A 20040-nucleotide genomic window follows, 5' to 3' on the forward strand; every position below is an offset into this window, starting at 1 on the left:
GACATCGTCGACGGCGCGCTGAGCGACGGCGACAACAGCTCGGTCGTCACCTTCACCTTCTCGGAGGTGCCGGTCGGCTTCGATGCGAGCGACATCACCGCCACGCACGGCACCATCAGCGGCTTCACGCAGGATACCGCAACCACCTACCACGCCACCTTCACAGCGACCGACGGGATTACTGCGACGGGGTCCGTATCTGTGGCGGCCGCCTCTTACACTGACGCGGTTGGCAATACCGGTAGTGCTGGCTCCGACACGGTCAGCATCGACACAGGCGGCGATACCACGGCTCCGACAGTCGTGATTTCGCACAACAACAGCGGTGCCAAGCAGACAATCACCTTTACCTTCAGCGAAGCCGTTTCGGGCTTCGACCTTAATGACATAGTGCTCGTAGGAGCAACCGCGACGGCCGGGACCTTCATCCATGTCGGCGTCGATGGTACCGGACATGACATCTACACCTTGGATGTCACAAAGCCAGTTGGCGGTGGCGCGCATACCGTACAGGTTCTGTCTAGCGGCACCGGGACATCATCTTGGACCGACTTGGCTGGAAATCCTGGAATAGGCACCCCGGCTTTCAATCTGCCCGCCGGCACCGCCGGCGAGCCGATCAACCTCGCGCTGACCGACCTCTCCGACGGCCAAACCGTCACCGTCACGGTGAAGGACGTACCGTCGGGCTGGACGATCGATGGCGCCACGCAGAACGCCGACGGGTCCTGGACGGTGCAGACCAACGCCGTCCACGAGCTGACCGTCACCACGCCGGCCAGTTTCGCCGGCGCGGTGGTGCTCGATGTCTCGATGACCTGGACCAACGCCGACGGCACGACGGGAAGCGCATCGATCGCCGACAATGTCGAGGCCTATGCCCCGGGTTCGCCGATCTTCGCCTGGTCGGGCGACGACGTGCTCACCGGCTCCAGCGGCAACGATCTGTTCGTCTTCTCGCAGCCGATCGGCAACGATACCGTGCACAGCTTCGATGCGGCGGCCGACCAGATCGACCTCATCGGCTATTCCGGCTTCCAGAGCTTCGCCGACGTACAGGCGCATACCGCCGACGACGCCAATGGCAATGCGGTGATCACGCTTGCTGACGGCCAGTCGATCACGCTCGACGGCGTGCATTCCTCGACGCTGGGAGCCGGCAATTTCGTCTTCGACCAGACGCCGGTGGTCAACAATCCTGGTGCCATGACGCTTAGCGACGGCGCGCTGTTGCCGCTGAGCGGCACGGTCAATAACAGCGGCACAATCTCGCTGAACTCGACCGGCAGCGAAACCCTGCTGCAGGTCATTCAGCACGGTGTGACGCTGCAGGGCGGCGGGCAGGTCGAGCTCTCCGACAGCGCTTTCAATATCATTTCCGGTACCGGTCTCGACGTCACCCTGACCAATGTCGACAACACGATCTCGGGCGCCGGTCAGCTGGGCGATGGCATGCTCGGCCTCGACAACAGGGGCACCATCATCGCCTCCGGTTCGAATGCCCTGATCATTGACACCGGCGGCAGCGTCGTCGCCAATTCCGGCACGCTGGAAGCGACCGGCTCGGGTGGCCTGGTCGTTGCCGGCGGGGTCGAGAATTCCGGCATGCTGTGGGCCAATGGCGGCAACATTGCCATCCACGGCGCGGTCACCGGCGAGGGCGATGCCACGATCGGCAATCTGTCGAAGCTGGAATTCGGCGGCGCATCGTCGACGGATGTCACCTTCGCCCATGATGCGGCCGGCACGCTGGAGCTAGACGATTCCTTCGACTACAGCGGGCTGATCGGCGGCATCACCAATGACGACAAGCTGGACCTCAACGATATCTCGTTCGGCGCCGGCACGACGGCCGTTTACCAGGCGAACCAGGACGGCAGCGGCGGCACGCTGACGGTCTCGGACGGCGCGCACAATGCGACGCTGCATCTGCTCGGCACCTATGATGCTAACGGCTTCAAACTTGCGGATGACGGCGAGGGCCATACCGTCGTCACCTACAATCCGGCGGAATTCTCGCTGACGGGCGTGGCCAGCGGAACGAGCGAGTTCGTTTGAAGCAATGCGTGAGCCGCCGGTGTCCGGCGGCTCACGCGCCTGAAGAGCGACGACCTGACGAGTATCGAGTGGGGTTCTGGAATTGAACGGCAAGTCTAGAATTGTGAGGGATGCGCTTCGCGCCTGCCGCCGCTATTTCCTCTTCGCGGCGGTGTTCAGCCTGGCGATCAATCTGCTTTACCTCGCATCCCCGCTCTACATGCTGCAGATCTACGATCGTGTGGTCACCAGCGGCAGCGAGACCACTTTGGTGATGCTCACCCTGGTGCTGCTCGCGGCCTTCCTGGCGCTGGCGGGTCTCGACCTTGTCCGCGCCGCGATCCTGACGCGGGCCAGCGCGCGGCTCGACCGGCTGCTCTCGGCAAAAATCCTGGCCGCATCGGTCGAGACGCCGTCGCAGGGCGCCGCGCAAAGCCAGCCGATACGGGATTTCGACACGTTCCGCCAGGTGATCACCGGCAGCGGCATCCACGCGCTGTTCGACCTGCCATGGTCGCCCATCTACATCGGCATCATCTTCCTCTTGCATCCATGGCTGGGCTTCTTCGCGCTTGCCTCCTCGCTGCTTCTCATCGCAATGGCGGTGCTCAACGAATACATGGTCCGGGCACCGCTCAAGCAGGCCAACGACCTCGCCACGGCCAACTACAATTTCACCGAGATGAGCCTCAGGAACGCGGAAGTCGTTCGCGCCATGGGAATGCTCGAGGGCCTCGTGCGCCGCTGGGGGCGCGACCGCGGCCTGGCGCTCCGGCAGCAGGGGCAGGCCAGCGACCGCGCCGCGCTGATGTCGGGCCTGATCCGCTTCCTGCGCCTCACCATGCAGTCGCTGATCCTCGGCCTCGGCGCGTACCTGGTCATCGAGCGGCAGATCACCGGCGGCGCGATGTTCGCGGCGAGCCTGCTGCTGGGCAGGGGGTTGCAGCCGATCGAGCAGATCGTCGGCCTCTGGCGCGGCCTGATCCTGGCGCGGGCCGCCCTTGCAAGGGTCGAGAAGCTGCTTGACGGCGGCGCGCAGGGCGAGCGCTCGTTCAACCTGCCGAAGCCCACCGGCAAGATTGCCGTCGAGCAGCTCAGCTTCGCCATTCCCAGCCTGCAGAAGGTGCTGCTGCGCGACGTCTCCTTCCGGCTCGATGCCGGCGAGGCGCTCGGCATCGTCGGTCCATCCGGCGCCGGCAAGTCGACGCTCGCCCGTCATCTCGCCGGCATCATGAAGCCGAGCCGCGGCACGGTGCGGCTCGACGGCGCCGACCTCACGCAATGGGGGCGGGAGTCGCTCGGCGACCATATCGGCTACCTGCCGCAGGACATCGAGCTGTTTTCGGATACGGTCGCGGCCAACATCGGCCGCTTCAAGACCGACGTCGACCGCGAGGTGATCGAGGCCGCCCGGCTCGCCGGCGTGCATGAGATGATCATCCGCCTGCCGCAAGGCTACGAGACGCAGATCGGCGAGGGCGGCGCGGTGCTGTCCGGCGGCTATCGGCAGCGCATCGCGCTGGCCCGCGCCGTGTTCGGCATGCCGAACCTCATCGTGCTCGACGAGCCAAGCTCCAATCTCGATGCCGACGGCGACCGCGCGCTCAGCGAATGCGCGCTGGAGCTCAAGCGCCGCGGCAGCACGGTGATCATCGTCTCGCATCGGCCCTCGACCTTAGCCAATGTCGACAAGATCCTGCTCTTGCGGGACGGTGCGGTCGAAGCCTTCGGCATGCGAAACGAGATCGTGGCGCTGCTCAACCAGCGCGCCGCACCCATCGCGGTGGCGACCCAATGACCGACGTTGCCGCCACCTATCGCAGCCTCTCGGGCGCCGACGGCGGGGGCGCCAACCCGGATTCGATCCGGGGACCGGTCTGGGTCGGCGCGCTTATCATCGTGCTCTTCTTCGGCGTGTTCGGCGGTTGGGCGGCTCTCGCGCCGCTCAACGGAGCGGTGCTTGCCGACGCGGTGGTGAAGGTCGAGGGCAACCGCAAGAGCGTCCAGCATTTCGACGGCGGCACGGTGAAGGAAATCCGGGTCAAGGACGGCGACATGGTCAAAGCCGGCGATGTGCTGGTCGTGCTCGACGACACCCGCGCCCGTTCCGAATTCAACCTCTATTCGCAGCAATATGCGCTGCTGCGCGCCACCGATGCCCGCATCCGCGCCGAGCTCGACGGCCATGAGGCGGTCGCCTTTCCGAAGGACATCACCGCCGAGCACCAGGCCTATTTGCAGGACGCGATGGCCAACCAGATTGCCGACCTCGAAAGCCAGCGCGCTTCCATGGCCGGCGCCAGGCAGATCCTGCAGAAGCGGATCGCCGAGCTCGACGAGCAGATCGACGGCAAGCAGGCGCGCGTCGAATCCTTTCGCGCCCAGCTCAAATCGACCGTGGATGAAAAGGCAGGTCTCAACAAGCTTCTGAAAGCCGGGCTGACAACCAAGCCGCGTATCCTTGAGCTTGACCGCTCGGCGTCCGACCTGCAGGGCCTCATCGACCAGGCCCTCGGCGAAATCGCGGGAAACCGCCAGAGCAAGGCCGAGCTCGAGAGCCAGATCGCGCAGCTCACCAACGAGCGTCGCGCAAAACTCTCAGCCATGCTGATCGACACCCAGTCCAACCTCGCCGATCTGGTGCCGAAGATGTTTGCCGCACAGGCAACCGTGGACCGTGCCGAAGTGCGCGCGCCCTATGACGGCCAGGTGATGGATCTCACGGTCTTTTCCACCGGCGCGGTTGTTTCCCCCGGCCAGACCATCCTCGACATCGTGCCGGCCAGGAATTCGCTGATCGTCCAGGCGCAGGTCAAGGTCGAGGACATATCCAGCCTGCGCGCCGATATGACGGCCGAAGTGCGCTTCACGTCCTACAAGCAGCGCGCGACGCCGGTCATCCACGGCCGCGTCACCCGTATCTCGGCCGACCGCGTCACCGATGCCAAGACCGGCTTTCCCTATTATGTCGCCGACATTGCGGTGGACGCGGAGGAACTCGCCGCCGCCCCGCAGATCCAGCTTTATCCCGGCATGCCGGCGTCCGTCATGATCGTGACCGAGGAACGCACCGCACTGGACTATATTCTCGGCCCGCTGACGACGTCGCTGCACACTGCGTTCCGGCAGAAGTGAGGGGCGGCCGACCAACCGGATTGGGCGTCAGCGTGCATCTCTCACTTTCCCGGCCGATACTCCAGCGCCACCAAGCCATTGCTGAACGGCACGGCTGAAATCAGCTCCAGCGCAAGCGGCTTCTCGGTCGGGAAAAGCGGCTTGCCCTGGCCGACGGCGCCGGGGTAGACCAGCAGCCGGAGGCGGTCGACGAGGCCGTGGCTGAGAAGCTGCCTGGCGATGCTCAAGCTGCCGTGCACATAGATGTTGCCACCGCTTCCTTGCCTCAGTTTGGCAACGGCGTCGGGCAGGGGGCCTCCAAGCAGCTCGGCCGGCTGCCAGTCGAGCGCCTTCAGCCTAGTCGAGACGACATATTTCGGCAGCGCGTTGAAGCGGTCGGCGAAGTCGCCGGTTTCCTTAGGCCATGAGCCGGCAAAGATCTCGTAGGTCGTGCGGCCGAGAAGCATGGCGCCGCTGTCGGCAAGCTCGTCCTCCTTGAACTTGTTCATCTCGTCGTTCCAGGTGACGTTCGGCAGCTTCTCGACCTCGGCGATGCCGTCGACGCTGATGAACTCGGTGACGATGAGCTTCCTCATGATCTTCTCCCTTGTCGGACGCAACCCACCCGCAGCGAGAACTGCGCATGCTCTCCTCCCAGCGAGTGTCACGGGCGGCTGCTGCCGAAACATAGGGTGAGGCGCGGACGGGCGACAGATGGCGCGGCTGAAAAGAAAAAAGCCCGCCGGTGGAGGGCTTTCCGAGGTTTTGCCTGGAGGGCTTAATTGAACTTGTACTTGGCGTCGATCCGCACCGTGTGGAAGGACGGCGTCGAGGTGATGCTGCCGTCCGGCGCGCCGAGATCCGCCGAGAAGTCGTGCTTCTCGAACTGCGAATAACGGTATTCGATGCCGACCGTCATCTTGTCCGACACGGCCGTTTCGAGGCCGCCGCCGACGGAGAAGCCGCTCGATCCCCAGTCGATGATGTCGCCGATCGGGTCGGAGGCGTTGAGATCGAAATGCTGCCAGCTGTAGCCGGCCAGCGCATAGGCCAGCGTCGCTTCGTTGACCTTCATGCCGACGCGGCCGAGCACGTCGAAGCCATAGTCGGTATCGAGGTTGATCTGGCCGCCGCCGAGGTCGAGCTCCGAGGTCATGCCGGAATAGCGCGCGTCGACCATGATGCCCGCCACCCAGCTGCCGAAGTCCTGGTCGTAGCCGAGGCTTGCCTCGCCGAACACGCCTTCGCCGCCCAGTCCGTTGAACTCGACGCCGGCCGGCGGGACATCGATCTGGTGCACGGACGCTCCGGCGCCGAGCCCGCCGCCGACATAGAAGCCGGTCCAATTATAGGTCGGCGTCTCGAAGCTCGTGCCGCCGCCATTGCCGGCGTTGAAGCGGTAGCTGGCGGCAACCTGGAAGGTATGGCGCGAGGTGTCGAGGTTGAGCGCGCCATCCGGCGCGCCGAACTGCGAAAGCAAATCGTCCGTGGTGCTGAAGCGCGTGTAGCGGTATTCGCCCTTGAGCGTCCAGTTGGCGTTGATGGCGGTTTCGACACCGGCGCCGACGAAATAGCCGCCCTGATCCCAGTCCATGCCGAAGCCGGCGTTGGTGTCGAGCTTGTACTTCTGCCAGGCATAGCCGCCCAGCACGTAGCCCAGCGTGCTCGGCGTCAAGAGATAGCCGGCACGCACGCCGACGTCGAAGCCGTAGGTCTCCTTGACGTCGGCGTTGAGGCCGAACGCATCGAGCGAGGTCTTGATGGTGCCGACATGAGCGTCGAGCAGGGCGCCCAGCAGGAAGCGCTGCGAGACCATGTAGTCGTAGCCGACGGTCGCTTCGCCATAGATGCCTTCGCCGCCGATGCCGTTGAGTGAAATGCCCGGAATGAAATCGCTGCTGATCTCATGCACATTGGCGCCGGCGCCGACACCGAAGCCGACATAGAGATCGCTCCAGTTGAAGCCGTACGCCTCGACCGGCTGCACGACGTCTGCGGCATGAGCGGCGGACACCAAAGCAACCGCCGAAACGGCGCCCAAAAGAATAGATTTCGCTGAAAAGCGCGTAAGCATAGCCCCGTAGCCCCTTTATGAACCCGGGCGCTTTCTAGCAGGGGTTGTCTAAACTAGTGGTTGCAGAAATGCCACACCAATAGGCAAACTGCCGCAACGACAGGCAGATCCGGGAGATGCTCCCAGAAAAAGTCAGGTCGGCTGTGGAAAGCCACCGCGGCTGGCCTTGCCGCTCGGTTGTAGCTGAACCGGCCGCAGCAAATTGCGACTCGCGGGCATGCTCGCTCATCCTCGAAGAGGCAGATCTGCAGCGCTTTCCACGCGCGAAAGATCTCGCCGCATGCCGGAGTTTGCGAGCCGGCCCCCGCCAGTTACGCTGCGTTCAACTCCGCCATGTAACGATTTCCGAATCCGGAGGGCAGCAGGCAAATGTTGGACAACTACGAGGTGGACCGATTTGGCGTGATCCACCAGATCGACTTCACGCCGATCAAGTACGACAAAAAATACATTTCCTATTACGAGGACCTGAGCGACCGGACCATCAAGCTCGGCTATCAGCGGCTTGGCTGGGCGCTGGGAGTAACCGGCGAGATTCCTCGCTCAGTGCTGGAGATTGGATACGGCACCGGCACATTCATCGAAGCGGCGAAGATAACCGGGGTCGCCGATTGCGCCGGCTGTGACATCGCCGAGTTTCCGCTGCCCAAGGGTGTCCGCTTTGTCGATTGGGATGAGGCGCTCGCCAGCTCGTGGGATCTCGTCGCCATGTTCGACGTGCTCGAACACATCCCGGATCTGAGTTTCCTCGGGCGCCTTCAGACCCGGCACCTGGCCGTCGCCGTCCCTTATTGCCGTTGGCGCGAGCTTGGCGCCGACGGCGACGCGTGGTTCCGCACGTGGCGCATGCGCCTCCCCAACGAGCACTTGCACCACTTCGATCGTGACTCGCTGGTGGCGCTGCTCGCCCACAACGGCTTCGAGTGCGTGACGCTGAACTGCTTCGAGGACGGCATCAGGCTGCGGCCCGGCGAAGCGGGTCCGAACATTCTGTCCGGCTTTTTTAGAAAGCTATAGGCCGGTTTCCATCGGCCTCCGTGCCTGTTCACACGTACCCGCAACCTCGAGCGCTTTGGCTCGGGAAGGTTTGGGCAAATCCGCGATCCGTCGAACAGAAGCGTAGAACCTTGGATAATCGCCGGAACACAGGTCGAACAAGCGAAGAAACGCTGGAACCTGTTCGCCGTAGACAGCAGTCGCGGCGAGCTTTGCGTTGTTGATCGGGGCATCGAACCAGGCGTCGTATCCCCGGTATCCGGCCCAGCGCTTGTCGCGCATTTGCCAGTAGCGCATCCGCAGCTTGTCGATGGCGGCTGCTTTGGCAGCCGCCATCTGCTGCGGGTTACGGGGACTTCCATAAACCTGCCTCAACTCGTCCCGGGTTTTCGATATCAGTCCGAGAAAATCGGCGCTGCGCTTGCGGTTGGCTTCGTAGCGGCGCAATGCGGCGCGATCGCCAGTGGCGCGCAGCCATTTCCTTGTGCCGGTGGTTTCGACGGCGACCGCGAAAGCCTCATTGAATGCAGAGTCATCATTCACGTAGAGGCGCTGATGCGCCAGTTCATGAAAGACAAGGCTTGCGAGATAGGTGTCGTCCTGACGCAGCATGGTGCTTAGCAGCGGGTCGCTTGACCAGCCCAGCGTGGAATATGCGGTGACGCCTGAGACATAGACGTCCAGCCCCTGCCTATGAAGTTCGACAGCGCTTTCAGTCGCAGATTTCCGAGTAAAGTAACCCCGGTACGGAACGCAGCCGAAGACCGGAAAGCACCATGTTCGCGGCGTCAGCGAGAATTGCGGCGCGGCAAAAACCGCCCAGGTCACAGCGTCGCGACGGATATCGACATAGCTGCGGTAGCTGTTGTTTTCGGGCAGCGCCAGTTCATCTGTCGCAAACCGTCGTATGGCGCTCGCCGACGTCAGCTTGCTGCGCAGCGCCGCGGGCGTCGAAGGATCATGGATCAGTTTTCCGACATTTTTCCGCGCGGCCATGATCTCAACGTGACCCTCCAGCGACTGCGCGTAGTAGGAAATGCTGGTGCAGCCGGTCACCCCGGACGCCATGATCGCCGCGGCAAACATTCGAAGAACGTGCTTCACAGTTTGCCCACTGCTTGCTCATCTCCCCCATGGAGCAAATGCCTCGATCCCGATCTCAAACAGGCGCACCGATTTTCGTCAAGATGCGCAGGGTGCAGCGGGTCGGACTTTTCGACTTTGGCTGGATTGGCAAATGCGGTGCCGTCGGCGAGCCGGGCCGGCCAGTTACGCTGCGTTCAGCTCCGCCCTGTAAGGATTTCGGAACCCGGAGGGCGCTGGCAAATGTTGGACAATTACGAGGTGGACCGATTTGGCGTGATCCACCAGATCGACTTCACGCCGATCAAGTACGACAAAAAGTATATTTCCTATTACGAGGACCTGAGCGACCGGACCATCAAGCTCGGCTATCAGCGGCTTGGCTGGGTGTTGGGATTAACCGGCGAGATTCCCCGCTCGGTGCCGGAGATTGGATACGGCACCGGCACGTTCATCGAGGCCGCGAAGACAACCGGGGTCGCCGACTGCGCCGGCTGCGACATCGCCGAGTTTCCGCTGCCCACGGGCGTCCGCTTTGTCGGTTGGGACGAGGCGCTCGCCGGTTCGTGGGATCTCGTCGCCATATTCGACGTGCTCGAACACATCCCGGATCTGGGTTTCCTCGGCCGCCTCAAGACCAGGCACCTGGCCGTCGCCGTCCCCTATTGCCGTTGGCGTGAGCTAGTCGCCGACGGCGACGCCTGGTTTCGCACATGGCGCATGCGTCTCCCCAACGAGCACCTGCACCACTTCGACCGTGACTCGCTGGTGGCGCTGCTCGCGCACAGCGGCTTCGAATGCGTGACGCTGAACTGCTTCGAGGACGGCATCAGGCTGCGGCCCGGCGAAGCGGGCCCGAATATTTTGTCTGGGTTCTTTAGGAAGCTGTAGGCGAGTTTCACTCGCGCCCAAAGGAAGAGCCGGGCGAGTGGCGTTCGTACACCTGAGCGGTATCTAAGGCGAATTGACGTGCGATCCGCGAGAATCTTTGTTGCGCCGTTATCGGTGACAGGTTAGATGAAAGCAATAAAATTTGATAATACTTAGCAACGGTGGAAGTAGGCTTGCCAGTAGATATTGGAACGGGCCCTTGAGGCGGGAGGGAGAATGAACCGCAAATGGGGCGTGACCGTTATAGTCGGAGGGTCAATCGTCATCTATTCACTGTCGCGCCTTCTCGAAGTGCCGGCGATGCACGTGGGTGTTTGTGATACGACAGTTCCGAGCGAGCAGTATCAGAAGACGGTCGAATTTCTTGATAGCATTATTCAGCTTGGACTTACTCTTGCGGCAGGCCTAATTGGACTAGGCGCTGCGCTTATGATTGGGCCGCAGGGCAGTTTGCGGATGACTCCATGGAACGTCACGTTCTTGGCCGGATCAATCATCTGTTTAGCACAGGCGATACTTTACGGCATCTGGTGGAAGGCCGGGGTAGCGAATCTATGGTTCAATGAGTGCTGGGAAAAGATCGATGCCGATTTCCTTCAGTACCGATACTCGACCAGCTATGAGTTCTTCATGCTCGGAATAGTACTCATTGGCGTTCTCGTCGTTTCTATCGCATTGCAGCGGGTTGGAGAAGCGCCGGCGACCGGTGGAGGTACGCATGCCTGAACTGCTGTGTAAGGGTGAGGAGACACGGCGATGACAAGAGCAAACTGTATTGTAGCAGCTTGCCTCGTGCTGGGATGGCTCGCGCCCGTGGCTCGGGCGCAAGGCGTGATCCAGGAATTCAATTACGAGGTCCAGATAACAGCGTGGGAGACAAAGAGCGGCGAGGTGGTCACTTCATCCGCGCACAAAGCCGCTCTGAAGGCCATTGCAACGGATTTCAGTTCCACAGCGACCTATGCAGGTATCAACCACGATGACACTTCGAAGGTCGCTCTAGCGATCAAGGATGCAGGCTACTTCTCCGTCAAGTCACAAGGGGTGATTGCTAAGTGGTCGACTGGTGAAGTGCGATTTGCCTGGGATGATTCCAACCAGTTTGCAACGGTTGCCAGCACGCTCAAACCCGAGTTGATCTCGCTTCAACTGGAGCGGCTGCCCAGTATTACCGTGGTCGTCGATCCTGTTCCGCCGGTCGACTATCTTGTCGAAATCAACGGGGAGCGCGTTCGGACAACCGACAAGGGAAAGTACCGCGTTGATGTCGGCGACGTAGTTGTTCGCGTCACTCGTGCCTCGCGCCAAGATTGCCTCTGGAAAGGCACCCTTCAGGCCGGAGCCGAGCAACAGGTGGCGTGCAAGCTCTGAGCGAACGCCGGTTTTGCAGCGAGGAAGAGGCCCTGGCGGCGGGTTGGCGCAAGGCTCAGCGGTGACCCCCAAAAAAAAAGCCTTAGAATGACGTTTACACTGTTTGTGCCAGTATCTGTCTGGAAAAGCAGCAGGATGGCTCCATGGCCGACACTTCTATCGAATGGACGGACGCGACTTGGAACCCTGTCGCTGGATGTACAATTCTCACCGCAGGCTGCTCGAATTGCTATGCCATGAGGATGGCCGCCCGATTGGAAGCCATGGGTGCCCGCAAATATTCGGGCCTAACGCGCAAAACTGGCGGTAGAGCAAAATGGACCGGGAGGATCAGGCTCGACCACGCGTCACTGTCCATACCGGAGGGATGGAAGAAGCCGCGGCGCGTCTTTGTAAATTCGATGTCCGACCTGTTTCATTCGGACGTGCCGATCGAGTTCATCGGCGAGGTGTGGCGCGTGATGGCTGCCACGCCACGCCACACGTATCAAATTCTGACGAAACGACCAGACAGGATGATAGAAATCGTTCCAGCTCTCAAAAAGCTGCCAAACGTCTGGCTCGGCACTAGTGTCGAGGATAGCCGTGTCCTGCATCGGCTTGACGAGTTGCGGCAGGTGCCGGCCGCAGTGAGATTTGTTTCATTTGAACCTCTAATTGGGTCTGTCGCAGGCGCCAACCTCAAGGACATACATTGGGCGATCGTCGGGGGAGAAAGTGGGCCGAATGCAAGGCCGCTAGAGACGCGTTGGGTAGATGAGATATTCGATCGATGCACCGATGCGGATGCGGCATTTTTCTTCAAGCAATGGGGCGGCAAGAACAAAAAAGCGACCGGTCGTGTTTACCGAGATCGGCTTTGGGATGATCTGCCAGATTTGAGGATATGAGATGCCATTCTCGTCGCAAGGGCGACTGCTGGCGGGCTAGCGTTTGAAACGGCGAAGAACAGCGATGCCAGCGGTGCCCCGTTTTTATGATGGAGACGAACGGGGTCAAGAACCGCGCCTTTGAAGGCTGTTTGCAACCGCTCTTTCACGTAATCTTCAATGGCGTCCACGTCTGCTCGACGAACAGCCTGCCCGCTTGTTTCGAACATATCGCGAGGCGCACTCTGATGATCGTACCATCGCTCGCGCCAATCGGTAGCCCCTAGCACATGATCGAGGTTCGCTTGCTTGCCCGCATCGAGTTTTGCGGGGTCATGGGGAGCGTTTCGATACAGGCCCGAAAGCGGGAAGAAATACCAGCAGTCCAACGCTTGCGTTTCTGCGATGGCTTGGACGGTGTCCCACGATACTTCCATGCCGTAGGGATCAAGAAAGATAACGCCACGAATTCCGCGACCGACGGTCTCCGATCCGCGCCAATGGGTGCGCCGACAGAGGCGCTGAACGAGCGCATTGGCGTCACCGTGCCGAGGGATTATCTGGCGATCCGGGTATTCAGCCTTCAGGGCCTGGAGCTCCGCAAACCGAGAGCTGTCTTGTTCGATAAGCACGATGGAATGCATCGGGGGGTCGACTTCGATCGCGATCCTTGCGGAACCTGGCGTGGTCACCTCTTCAGGCTGTGCATGTTCTCCTCCGAAAAGAGGGAGCCCCGGACGGACCTCTGTTCGAGTGCCTGAGCCGGCAAAAGCATCGATGTAGATGCAGGCAAATTGCTGATCCTGCAAAGCCGTCGCGAACGCTCGCAAATATTCTTGCAAGCAGCGAAGCTTCTTGGAAGTGTCTGGCCCACCAAATATATGCGCCTTCAATGGCACGATCCCCCTTGGCCATCATCTATTCTTACGCAGATTGAAACGACTGTCTATATGCCGAGTGCAACGTCAGAGCTGTTGCAGCTTTGCACTGAATGTGATGCGTTGACCGACGCTGGGAGAAACGATACTCGCAGCGAACGATCGCACCCCTTGCAAACCTCCCCACCTTCCCCTAATCTCCCTCTGAGAAAACCTTTTCCCAAATCGCCTCGCGCCCGCTGACCTCACCCGTCATCTTCGCGCAAGACGATAAGAGAAAACCTTTTCCCAACTCAGGAATGCGCCTCGAAATATGTCTTCCGACGCCGAGCCAGCGCCAGTTTCCGCCAAGCCGCCGGTCACGCTGCGCGAGGTGGCGGCCGCGGCAGGCGTCAGTGTCGCCACGGCGTCCAAGGCGCTGAACGGGCAGGGGCGGATGACGGCCGAGACGCGCGAGCGCATCCGCGAGACGGCGCGGCTGCTCGGCTTCCGGCCGAACCACCTGGCGCAGAGCCTGTTGCGCAAGCGCAGCTTCACCGTCGGCCTGCTCACCAACGATACTTACGGCCGCTTCTCGCTGCCGCTGATGGCCGGCGTCTCCGATGCGCTGGTCGACAACGGCGTGTCGGTGTTCCTCTGCAATGTCGAGGACGACACGCGGCTCGGCCAGCTGCATGTCGAAGCCATGCTCGACAAGCGCGTCGACGGCATCATCGCCACGGGCAAACGCATCGACCGCCATCTGCCGGTCGACCTCTCCAACCTGCGCGTGCCCGTCGTCTATGCCTTCACCCAGCCGGATCCCGGCGCGGTCGGGCTCGTCTCCGACGATGCCGGCGGCGCGCGGCTCGCCGTCGAGCATTTCTGCCGGCTCGGGCGCCGCCGCATCGCTCATGTCAGCGGCCCGGCGGGTTTTGCGGTGGTGCACACGCGGGCTGAGGCCTACCGAGACGTACTCAAGGAACAGGGCCTGCCAGTGAGCGAGCCGCTGCTCGGTGCCTGGTCGGAAGGCTGGGGCCACGAGGCGGTCGCAAAACTGTTCGAGGGTAGGAGAGAAAGGCCGGATGCCGTCTTCTGCGGCAACGATCAGATCGCGCGCGGCGTCATCGACGCGCTGCGCGAACGCGGCATCGGCGTGCCCGACGATGTCGGCGTCATCGGTTTCGACAATTGGGAGATCGTGGCCGAGGCGACGCGCCCGCCGCTCACCTCGGTCGATATGAATCTTTCGACGCTCGGCCGCGAGGCCGGGCTCGCGCTGCTTTCGCTCGTGGGCGGCCAGCCGGCCGCGCCGGGCATAAGGAAACTGCCGTGCCGGCTGGTGGTGCGTCAGTCATGCGGCCGTCCGCCGGGCGGTTGAGACGTGAAAGTCAAGGCCAAGCTGCCCGCACCCGCCGGGCGGCGCGGCCGAACAGGGAGGAGAACCATGAGGAGGAATACCGTGAAAACCATGTTTGCCAAGCTGGCGCTTGCCGCGGCCGTGATCGGCGGCGGCCTGCAGGGCGCATCCGCCGAGACCGCCAACATCTGGGTGCGCGCCGACGGCTCGAACTTCATGCCGCGCATCGTCGACGCCTTCAACAAGGCGCATATGGACCAGATCAAGCTCGACATCATCCCCAATGCCGAGATCATCCCGAAATATGGCGCCGCGGCCGCCGGCGGCACCGCGCCCGATGCGCTGTCGCTCGACCTGATCTACACGCCGTCCTTCGCCGCCGCCGGCCAGTTGGAAGACATCACCGACTGGGCGAAATCCTTGCCCTATTTTTCCAGCCTCTCGCCGGCGCATGTGAAGACCGGCACCTACAAGGGTCGCATCTACGGCCTGCCGTTCTCGGCCGACAGTTCGGTGCTGATCTGGAACAAGAAGCTGTTCAAGCAGGCCGGGCTCGACCCCGAGAAGGGGCCGACCAACTGGGCCGAGATCGAAGCCGATGCCGAGAAGGTCAACGCGCTCGGCGGCGACATCAAGGGCTTCTACTTCTCCGGCAATTGCGGCGGCTGCAACATCTTCACCTTCACGCCGCTGATCTGGGCCTCGGGCGGCGACATCCTCTCCGAGGACGGCTCGAAGGCGACGCTCGACAGCCCGCAGCTGCGCGGCGCGATCGACCTCTACCGCTCGATGGTGAAGAAGGGCCTGGTGCCCGAAGGCGCGCAGACCGACACCGGCGCCAACTTCTTCGCCGCCTTCGCCGGCGGCAAGATCGGCCTCTCGCCGTCCGGCGCCTTCGCCATCGGCGCGCTCAACACGCAATATCCGGACATCGACTACGGCATCACCTTCCTGCCGGGCAAGGATGGCGGCTGGTCGTCCTTTGCCGGCGGCGATAATTTCGTCGTCACCAAGGGCACCAAGAAGATCGACGTAGTGAAGGAGTTCTTGGACTTCGCCTATTCGCTGGAGGGCCAGACGATCCTCGCCAAATACGGCAGCCTGCCGGTGCGCGGCGACATTGCCAAGGATGCGCTGAAAGACCTCGACCCGCGCTACCAGGTGGCGGCCGAGGCGATGGCCAAGGGCAAGACGCCCTATACGGTGGTGTTCAACGACCTGATCAACTCCGCCAACGGCCCGTGGACGCAGATGGTCAACGAGGTGTTCTTCGGCGACGATGTCGACGGCGCAATTTCGAACGCGCAAGAGACCATGCAGTCGATCATCGACCAGGCGCCGAACAAGTAGACGCCGGCCCTAACCTCCCCCTTGAGGGGAGGTCGGACCGCAGGTCCGGGTGGGGTCGCCCGCGAAGTGCTCGACGCTATCTCCCCGTCGGCGCGCTTCACCGAGGACCCCACCCCCGGCCTGCGGCCGGACCCTCCCCTCAAGGGGGAGGGGAACCACGGCGCGCCCAACGGAAGAAGACGCATGACCGCCATCACCGCAACCTCCGCCCCCGCCCGCGCCCGAAAGCTGGTCGGCATCAGCCGTCGGCAATGGGTGGGCCTGCTCTACGTCCTGCCGGCCGTCGCCTTCGTCGTCGTCTTCTTCGTCATCCCGCTCGGCATGACGGCGTGGATGTCCCTGCACAACTGGCCGCTGATGGGCGAGCATGCCTTCATCGGCCTCGACAATTACTTTGCGATCCTGCGCGACACCCGGTTCTGGAACGCGCTCAAATTCACCGCCTATTACACGGTGATCGTCACCATCGCGATCTTCGCCGTCGCCTTTCCGCTGGCGATCTTCATCGAAAGACCGCGTCCGCTCACCAATCTCTACCGCACCGCCTTCTTCATGCCGGCGGTGGTGGGCTTTGCTTCCGCAAGCCTCCTCTGGTCGTGGCTCTTGAATGTCGATTCCGGCCTGTTCAGCCCGGCCGCCTTCGACCTCGGCCTGACCGGGAAGAAGGTCAATCTTCTGGCCACCTTCCAGCCGGCCTTCTGGTCGATCATCGCCATGGTGGTCTGGAAGGTCGCCGGCTTCACCATGATCATCCTGATGACCGGCTTGCAGTCGATCCCGCAGGATTTGCAGGAGGCGGCCGTCATCGACGGGGCAGGGCCGTTCGCCCGCTTCAGGGCGATCACCTTGCCGCTGATGCGCCGCACGCTGGCGCTGGCACTGATCCTGTCGGTGGCGGGCTCGATCCTCGCCTTCGACCAGTTCTACATCATCCTGCGCGGCGGCCCGCGCAACCAGACGCTGACGGCCGTCTACTGGATCTTCAACCAGTCCTTCGTGTCGTTCAAGCTCGGCTACGGCGCGGCACTCTCCATGGTGCTGTTGGTCATCCTGGTGGCGCTCAGCCTCGTCCAGCTCTGGCTGCTGCGCAAACCCGAGGGGCTCGACTGATGGCCGAGGCGATGTCGCAGAACCGCAAGGCGGCCTTCAGCCTCGCAAGGCATTCCACAGGCATGATCGCCTCGGTGCTGTTCCTGGCGCCGATCGTGTGGACCGTACTGTCGACCTTCAAGCCGGCGCAGGAGGCGCGCCAGCCGCCGCTGCCGCCCTGGCCGACCACTGGCTTCTCGATCGAGAATTATCAGACGCTGAACAGCTTCGGCGACGGGCTCTGGGCCTCGGCGCAGAACAGCATCTACGTGTCGGCGATGACGGTGATCCTGTCCGTGCTGGTCAGCGTGCTGGCCGGTTACGGCTTCTCGCGCTTCCGCTTCCCGTTCCGGGATTTCTTCTTCATCCTCATCCTGTCGACGATCATGATCCCGTTCCAGTCGATCCTGACGCCGATCTTTCTCGTGTTGACCAGGCTTGGCCTGCACAACACGCTGACCGGTCTGGTCTGCGTCTACGTCACGCTGCAGCTGCCGTTCTCGATCTTCATGATGCGCAACGCCTTCGACGCCGTGCCGCGCGAGATCGAGGAGGCCGCGCGCATGGACGGCGCCAACAACGTCACCATGCTGGTCAAGGTGATGCTGCCGCTGGTCTGGCCGGGCGTGGTCACCATCGCGCTGTTCGCCTTCCTCGGCGCCTGGAACGAGTTCCTGGCGGCACTGGTGCTGATGACCGACCAGTCCAAATTCACCCTGCCGGTGATGATGACCGCGCTTCAGTCCGGCCGCTTCGGCGCCATCGACTGGGGCGCGGTGCAGGCGGGCGTCACGGTGATGATGGTGCCCTGCCTGATCCTGTTCCTGGCGCTGCAGCGCTTCTACATCCGCGGCCTCATGGCCGGGGCCGTCAAGTAATTTGCCGCATTCGAATGGAGTGAAATCGATGACCGCATCGCAGCCCGCCACGTCGAGCAAGACCGAGACCAAGCCGAAGCTCGCCTTCCGGCCGCTTCCCGTGCCGCAGGTCGATGTCCGCGGCTTCTGGGGCGACCGCGTCGATGCGGTAGCTAGCAAGACCGCCGGCATCCTTTACGACCGCTGCGTCGAGGCGCGCATGCTGGAGCAGATCGATCCCGACCGGCCGTCGCCGGGCGTCGTCATTCCTTTCCATTCGCCGTCGCCGGACGAGGCCGACGCGCAGGGCGCCGAGTTCACCGGCTCGACAGTGACGACGCAGATGTTCTGGGATTCCGACTGGGGCAAGACCATCGAGGCCGCCGCCTATTCGCTCTACCGCCGCCGCAATCCCGACCTGGAGAAGAAGATCGACGCCGTCATCGACATGTACGGCAGGCTGCAGCAGCCCGATGGCTATCTGTCGAGCTGGTACCAGCGCATCCAGCCCGGCCTGCGCTGGACGAACCTGCGCGACTGCCACGAGCTCTATTGCGCCGGCCATCTGATCGAGGGCGCGGTCGCCTATTACCAGGCCACCGGCAAGCGGAAGCTGCTCGACATCATGTGCCGCTATGCCGACCACATCGCCTCGATGTTCGGCCCGGAGCCCGGCAAGCGGAACGGCTATTGCGGCCATGAGGAGATCGAGCTGGCGCTGGTGAAGCTGGCGCGAGCGACCGGCGAGAACAAATACATGGAGCTGGCCAAATACTTCATCGATCAGCGCGGCCAGCAGCCGCATTATTTCGACGAGGAGGCCCGTGCCCGCGGCGCCGACCCGAAGGCCTATCACTTCAAGACTTACGAATACAACCAGTCGCACAAGCCGGTGCGCGAGCAGGACAAGGTGGTCGGCCATGCGGTGCGGGCGATGTACCTCTATTCCGGCATGGCCGACATTGCCACCGAATATGGCGACGATACGCTTAAAGTGGCGCTCGAGCGGCTGTGGGACGATCTCACGACCAAGAGCCTCTACGTCACCGGCGGCCTCGGGCCGTCGGCGCACAATGAAGGCTTCACCAGCGACTACGACCTGCCCAACGAAACCGCCTATGCCGAGACCTGCGCCTCGGTCGGGCTCGTGTTCTGGGCGAGCCGCATGCTCGGCATGGGGCCGAATGCCCGCTACGCCGACATGATGGAGCGGTCGCTCTACAACGGCTCGATCTCGGGTCTGTCGCTCGACGGCTCGCTGTTCTTCTACGAGAACCCGCTGGAAAGCCGGGGCGGCCACCACCGCTGGAAGTGGCATCGCTGCCCGTGCTGCCCGCCCAATATCGGCCGCATGGTGGCGTCGATCGGCAGCTATTTCTACGGCCTTGCCGACGATGCGCTGGCGGTCCATCTCTATGGTGACTCGACGGCCCGCTTCGAGATCGCCGGCCGGCCCGTCAGCCTCGTCCAGACAAGCAACTATCCCTGGGACGGCGCTGTCGCGATCGAGGTCGAGACGGAGGCGCCGATTGCGTTCACGCTTTACCTGCGCGTGCCTGCCTGGTGCCGCCAGGCGGCGTTGCGGGTGAACGGCAAGATGGTCAACCTCGAAGCGGTGACCATCGACGGTTACGCCGCGATCCGGCGCGAATGGCGCCGGGGCGACCGGGTCGAGCTCGACCTCGAAATGTCGATGGCCCGCCTCTTCGCCAACCCGCAAGTGCGCCAGGACATCGGCCGCGTCGCACTCGCGCGCGGGCCGCTGATTTATTGCGTCGAGGAAACCGACAATGGCGGTGGGCTGCACTGCATCGCACTACCGCGCGAGGCCAAGTTGGAGGCACAGCGCGAGCCGAACCTGCTCGGCGGCATCGTCACGCTTTCGGCCATCGGCAGCAGGGCCGAGACGGAAAACTGGGGCAGCGATCTCTACCGCCCCGAGCCGCCGGCCGCCGAGGAGACGAAACTCAAGGCGGTCCCGTATTTTGCCTGGGACAATCGCGATCCCGGCGAGATGCTGGTCTGGCTGAGGGAAGGGTGAGGGCCGCCGGCGCTGCATCCGCATCGGTCGCGATGCGGCGCGCCGGCACCA

Annotated in this window: 17 protein-coding genes; 13 read left to right on the top strand and 4 right to left on the bottom strand. The window is 62.8% G+C overall.

Going from position 1 to position 20040, the window contains the following annotated elements; all coding sequences use genetic code 11:
- From RFM40_RS29630 to RFM40_RS29640, 3 genes are all read left to right on the top strand, one after another.
- Positions 1-2058 (top strand): Ig-like domain-containing protein (locus RFM40_RS29630; protein ID WP_320278747.1); only part of this gene is annotated, 2058 nt, incomplete at its 5' end.
- Between the two features lie 82 nt (positions 2059-2140).
- Positions 2141-3835 carry a type I secretion system permease/ATPase gene (locus tag RFM40_RS29635; protein ID WP_320278748.1) on the top strand — a complete coding sequence of 565 codons (1695 nt, stop codon included), beginning with the start codon at positions 2141-2143 and terminating at the stop codon, positions 3833-3835.
- A complete protein-coding gene (locus RFM40_RS29640; protein WP_320278749.1) occupies positions 3832-5172 on the top strand; it encodes an HlyD family type I secretion periplasmic adaptor subunit in 1341 nt (446 codons plus the stop codon). The genes RFM40_RS29635 and RFM40_RS29640 overlap by 4 nt, the downstream gene beginning before the upstream one ends.
- 41 nt (positions 5173-5213) lie before the next feature.
- Here the strand turns inward: RFM40_RS29640 and RFM40_RS29645 are convergent, their stop codons facing one another.
- Both RFM40_RS29645 and RFM40_RS29650 read right to left on the bottom strand, forming a co-directional pair.
- Complete coding sequence (locus RFM40_RS29645) at positions 5214-5747, bottom strand: dihydrofolate reductase family protein (protein WP_320278750.1); 534 nt, start codon at positions 5745-5747, stop codon at positions 5214-5216.
- A 182-nt stretch (positions 5748-5929) separates the two neighbouring features.
- Positions 5930-7225, bottom strand: coding sequence for an outer membrane protein (locus tag RFM40_RS29650; protein WP_320278751.1), 1296 nt, complete (start codon positions 7223-7225; stop codon positions 5930-5932).
- Positions 7226-7594: 369 nt separating this feature from the next.
- Between RFM40_RS29650 and RFM40_RS29655 the strand changes: the two genes are divergently transcribed.
- Positions 7595-8242 carry a class I SAM-dependent methyltransferase gene (locus tag RFM40_RS29655; RefSeq protein WP_320278752.1) on the top strand — a complete coding sequence of 216 codons (648 nt, stop codon included), beginning with the start codon at positions 7595-7597 and terminating at the stop codon, positions 8240-8242.
- Here the strand turns inward: RFM40_RS29655 and RFM40_RS29660 are convergent.
- Entirely contained in the window at positions 8237-9307 is a 1071-nt protein-coding gene (locus RFM40_RS29660; RefSeq protein WP_320278753.1) for an aminopeptidase, read from the bottom strand. The genes RFM40_RS29655 and RFM40_RS29660 overlap by 6 nt on opposite strands.
- A 240-nt stretch (positions 9308-9547) precedes the next feature.
- On the opposite strand from RFM40_RS29660, the gene RFM40_RS29665 reads away from it, so the two are divergent.
- From RFM40_RS29665 to RFM40_RS29680, 4 genes are all read left to right on the top strand, one after another.
- A complete protein-coding gene (locus RFM40_RS29665; protein WP_320278754.1) occupies positions 9548-10195 on the top strand; it encodes a class I SAM-dependent methyltransferase in 648 nt (215 codons plus the stop codon).
- A gap of 216 nt (positions 10196-10411) precedes the next feature.
- Entirely contained in the window at positions 10412-10921 is a 510-nt protein-coding gene (locus tag RFM40_RS29670) for a hypothetical protein (protein ID WP_320278755.1), read from the top strand.
- Positions 10922-10951: 30 nt separating this feature from the next.
- Positions 10952-11566: a hypothetical protein gene (locus tag RFM40_RS29675; protein WP_320278756.1), complete on the top strand. Its 615-nt coding sequence runs from the start codon at positions 10952-10954 to the stop codon at positions 11564-11566.
- Positions 11567-11709: 143 nt separating this feature from the next.
- Positions 11710-12456 carry a DUF5131 family protein gene (locus RFM40_RS29680; protein WP_320278757.1) on the top strand — a complete coding sequence of 249 codons (747 nt, stop codon included), beginning with the start codon at positions 11710-11712 and terminating at the stop codon, positions 12454-12456.
- Here the strand turns inward: RFM40_RS29680 and RFM40_RS29685 are convergent.
- Entirely contained in the window at positions 12411-13334 is a 924-nt protein-coding gene (locus RFM40_RS29685) for a three-Cys-motif partner protein TcmP (RefSeq protein ID WP_320278758.1), read from the bottom strand. The two genes, RFM40_RS29680 and RFM40_RS29685, sit on opposite strands and share 46 nt — an antisense overlap.
- Positions 13335-13626: 292 nt before the next feature.
- On the opposite strand from RFM40_RS29685, the gene RFM40_RS29690 reads away from it, so the two are divergent.
- The 5 genes from RFM40_RS29690 to RFM40_RS29710 all read left to right on the top strand — a co-directional run bounded on the left by RFM40_RS29690 (position 13627) and on the right by RFM40_RS29710 (position 19989).
- Positions 13627-14673, top strand: coding sequence for a LacI family DNA-binding transcriptional regulator (locus RFM40_RS29690; protein ID WP_320278759.1), 1047 nt, complete (start codon positions 13627-13629; stop codon positions 14671-14673).
- Positions 14674-14763: 90 nt separating this feature from the next.
- Entirely contained in the window at positions 14764-16002 is a 1239-nt protein-coding gene (locus RFM40_RS29695) for an ABC transporter substrate-binding protein (protein ID WP_430691750.1), read from the top strand.
- 183 nt (positions 16003-16185) lie between these two features.
- A complete protein-coding gene (locus RFM40_RS29700; RefSeq protein WP_320278761.1) occupies positions 16186-17112 on the top strand; it encodes a carbohydrate ABC transporter permease in 927 nt (308 codons plus the stop codon).
- Complete coding sequence (locus RFM40_RS29705; protein WP_320276362.1) at positions 17112-17969, top strand: carbohydrate ABC transporter permease; 858 nt, start codon at positions 17112-17114, stop codon at positions 17967-17969. The genes RFM40_RS29700 and RFM40_RS29705 overlap by 1 nt, the downstream gene beginning before the upstream one ends.
- Positions 17970-17997: 28 nt before the next feature.
- The gene (locus RFM40_RS29710; protein WP_320278762.1) at positions 17998-19989 is read left to right on the top strand and encodes a glycoside hydrolase family 127 protein; all 1992 of its coding nucleotides are present in this window, start codon (positions 17998-18000) and stop codon (positions 19987-19989) included.
- The last annotated feature ends 51 nt before the right edge of the window (positions 19990-20040 follow it).

This window comes from Mesorhizobium captivum, from assembly GCF_033977165.1.
In the GTDB taxonomy this organism is placed as follows: Bacteria; Pseudomonadota; Alphaproteobacteria; order Rhizobiales; family Rhizobiaceae; genus Mesorhizobium; species Mesorhizobium captivum.

Excerpts from the sequence above, each read along its gene's own strand:
- RFM40_RS29640 (WP_320278749.1), top strand. The coding sequence starts at position 3,832 with ATGACCGACGTTGCCGCCACCTATCGCAGCCTCTCGGGCGCCGACGGC.
- RFM40_RS29645 (WP_320278750.1), bottom strand. The coding sequence starts at position 5,747 with ATGAGGAAGCTCATCGTCACCGAGTTCATCAGCGTCGACGGCATCGCC.
- RFM40_RS29650 (WP_320278751.1), bottom strand. The coding sequence starts at position 7,225 with ATGCTTACGCGCTTTTCAGCGAAATCTATTCTTTTGGGCGCCGTTTCG.
- RFM40_RS29655 (WP_320278752.1), top strand. The coding sequence starts at position 7,595 with ATGTTGGACAACTACGAGGTGGACCGATTTGGCGTGATCCACCAGATC.
- RFM40_RS29660 (WP_320278753.1), bottom strand. The coding sequence starts at position 9,307 with ATGTTTGCCGCGGCGATCATGGCGTCCGGGGTGACCGGCTGCACCAGC.
- RFM40_RS29665 (WP_320278754.1), top strand. The coding sequence starts at position 9,548 with ATGTTGGACAATTACGAGGTGGACCGATTTGGCGTGATCCACCAGATC.
- RFM40_RS29670 (WP_320278755.1), top strand. The coding sequence starts at position 10,412 with ATGAACCGCAAATGGGGCGTGACCGTTATAGTCGGAGGGTCAATCGTC.
- RFM40_RS29675 (WP_320278756.1), top strand. The coding sequence starts at position 10,952 with ATGACAAGAGCAAACTGTATTGTAGCAGCTTGCCTCGTGCTGGGATGG.
- RFM40_RS29680 (WP_320278757.1), top strand. The coding sequence starts at position 11,710 with ATGGCCGACACTTCTATCGAATGGACGGACGCGACTTGGAACCCTGTC.
- RFM40_RS29690 (WP_320278759.1), top strand. The coding sequence starts at position 13,627 with ATGTCTTCCGACGCCGAGCCAGCGCCAGTTTCCGCCAAGCCGCCGGTC.
- RFM40_RS29695 (WP_430691750.1), top strand. The coding sequence starts at position 14,764 with ATGTTTGCCAAGCTGGCGCTTGCCGCGGCCGTGATCGGCGGCGGCCTG.
- RFM40_RS29700 (WP_320278761.1), top strand. The coding sequence starts at position 16,186 with ATGACCGCCATCACCGCAACCTCCGCCCCCGCCCGCGCCCGAAAGCTG.
- RFM40_RS29705 (WP_320276362.1), top strand. The coding sequence starts at position 17,112 with ATGGCCGAGGCGATGTCGCAGAACCGCAAGGCGGCCTTCAGCCTCGCA.
- RFM40_RS29710 (WP_320278762.1), top strand. The coding sequence starts at position 17,998 with ATGACCGCATCGCAGCCCGCCACGTCGAGCAAGACCGAGACCAAGCCG.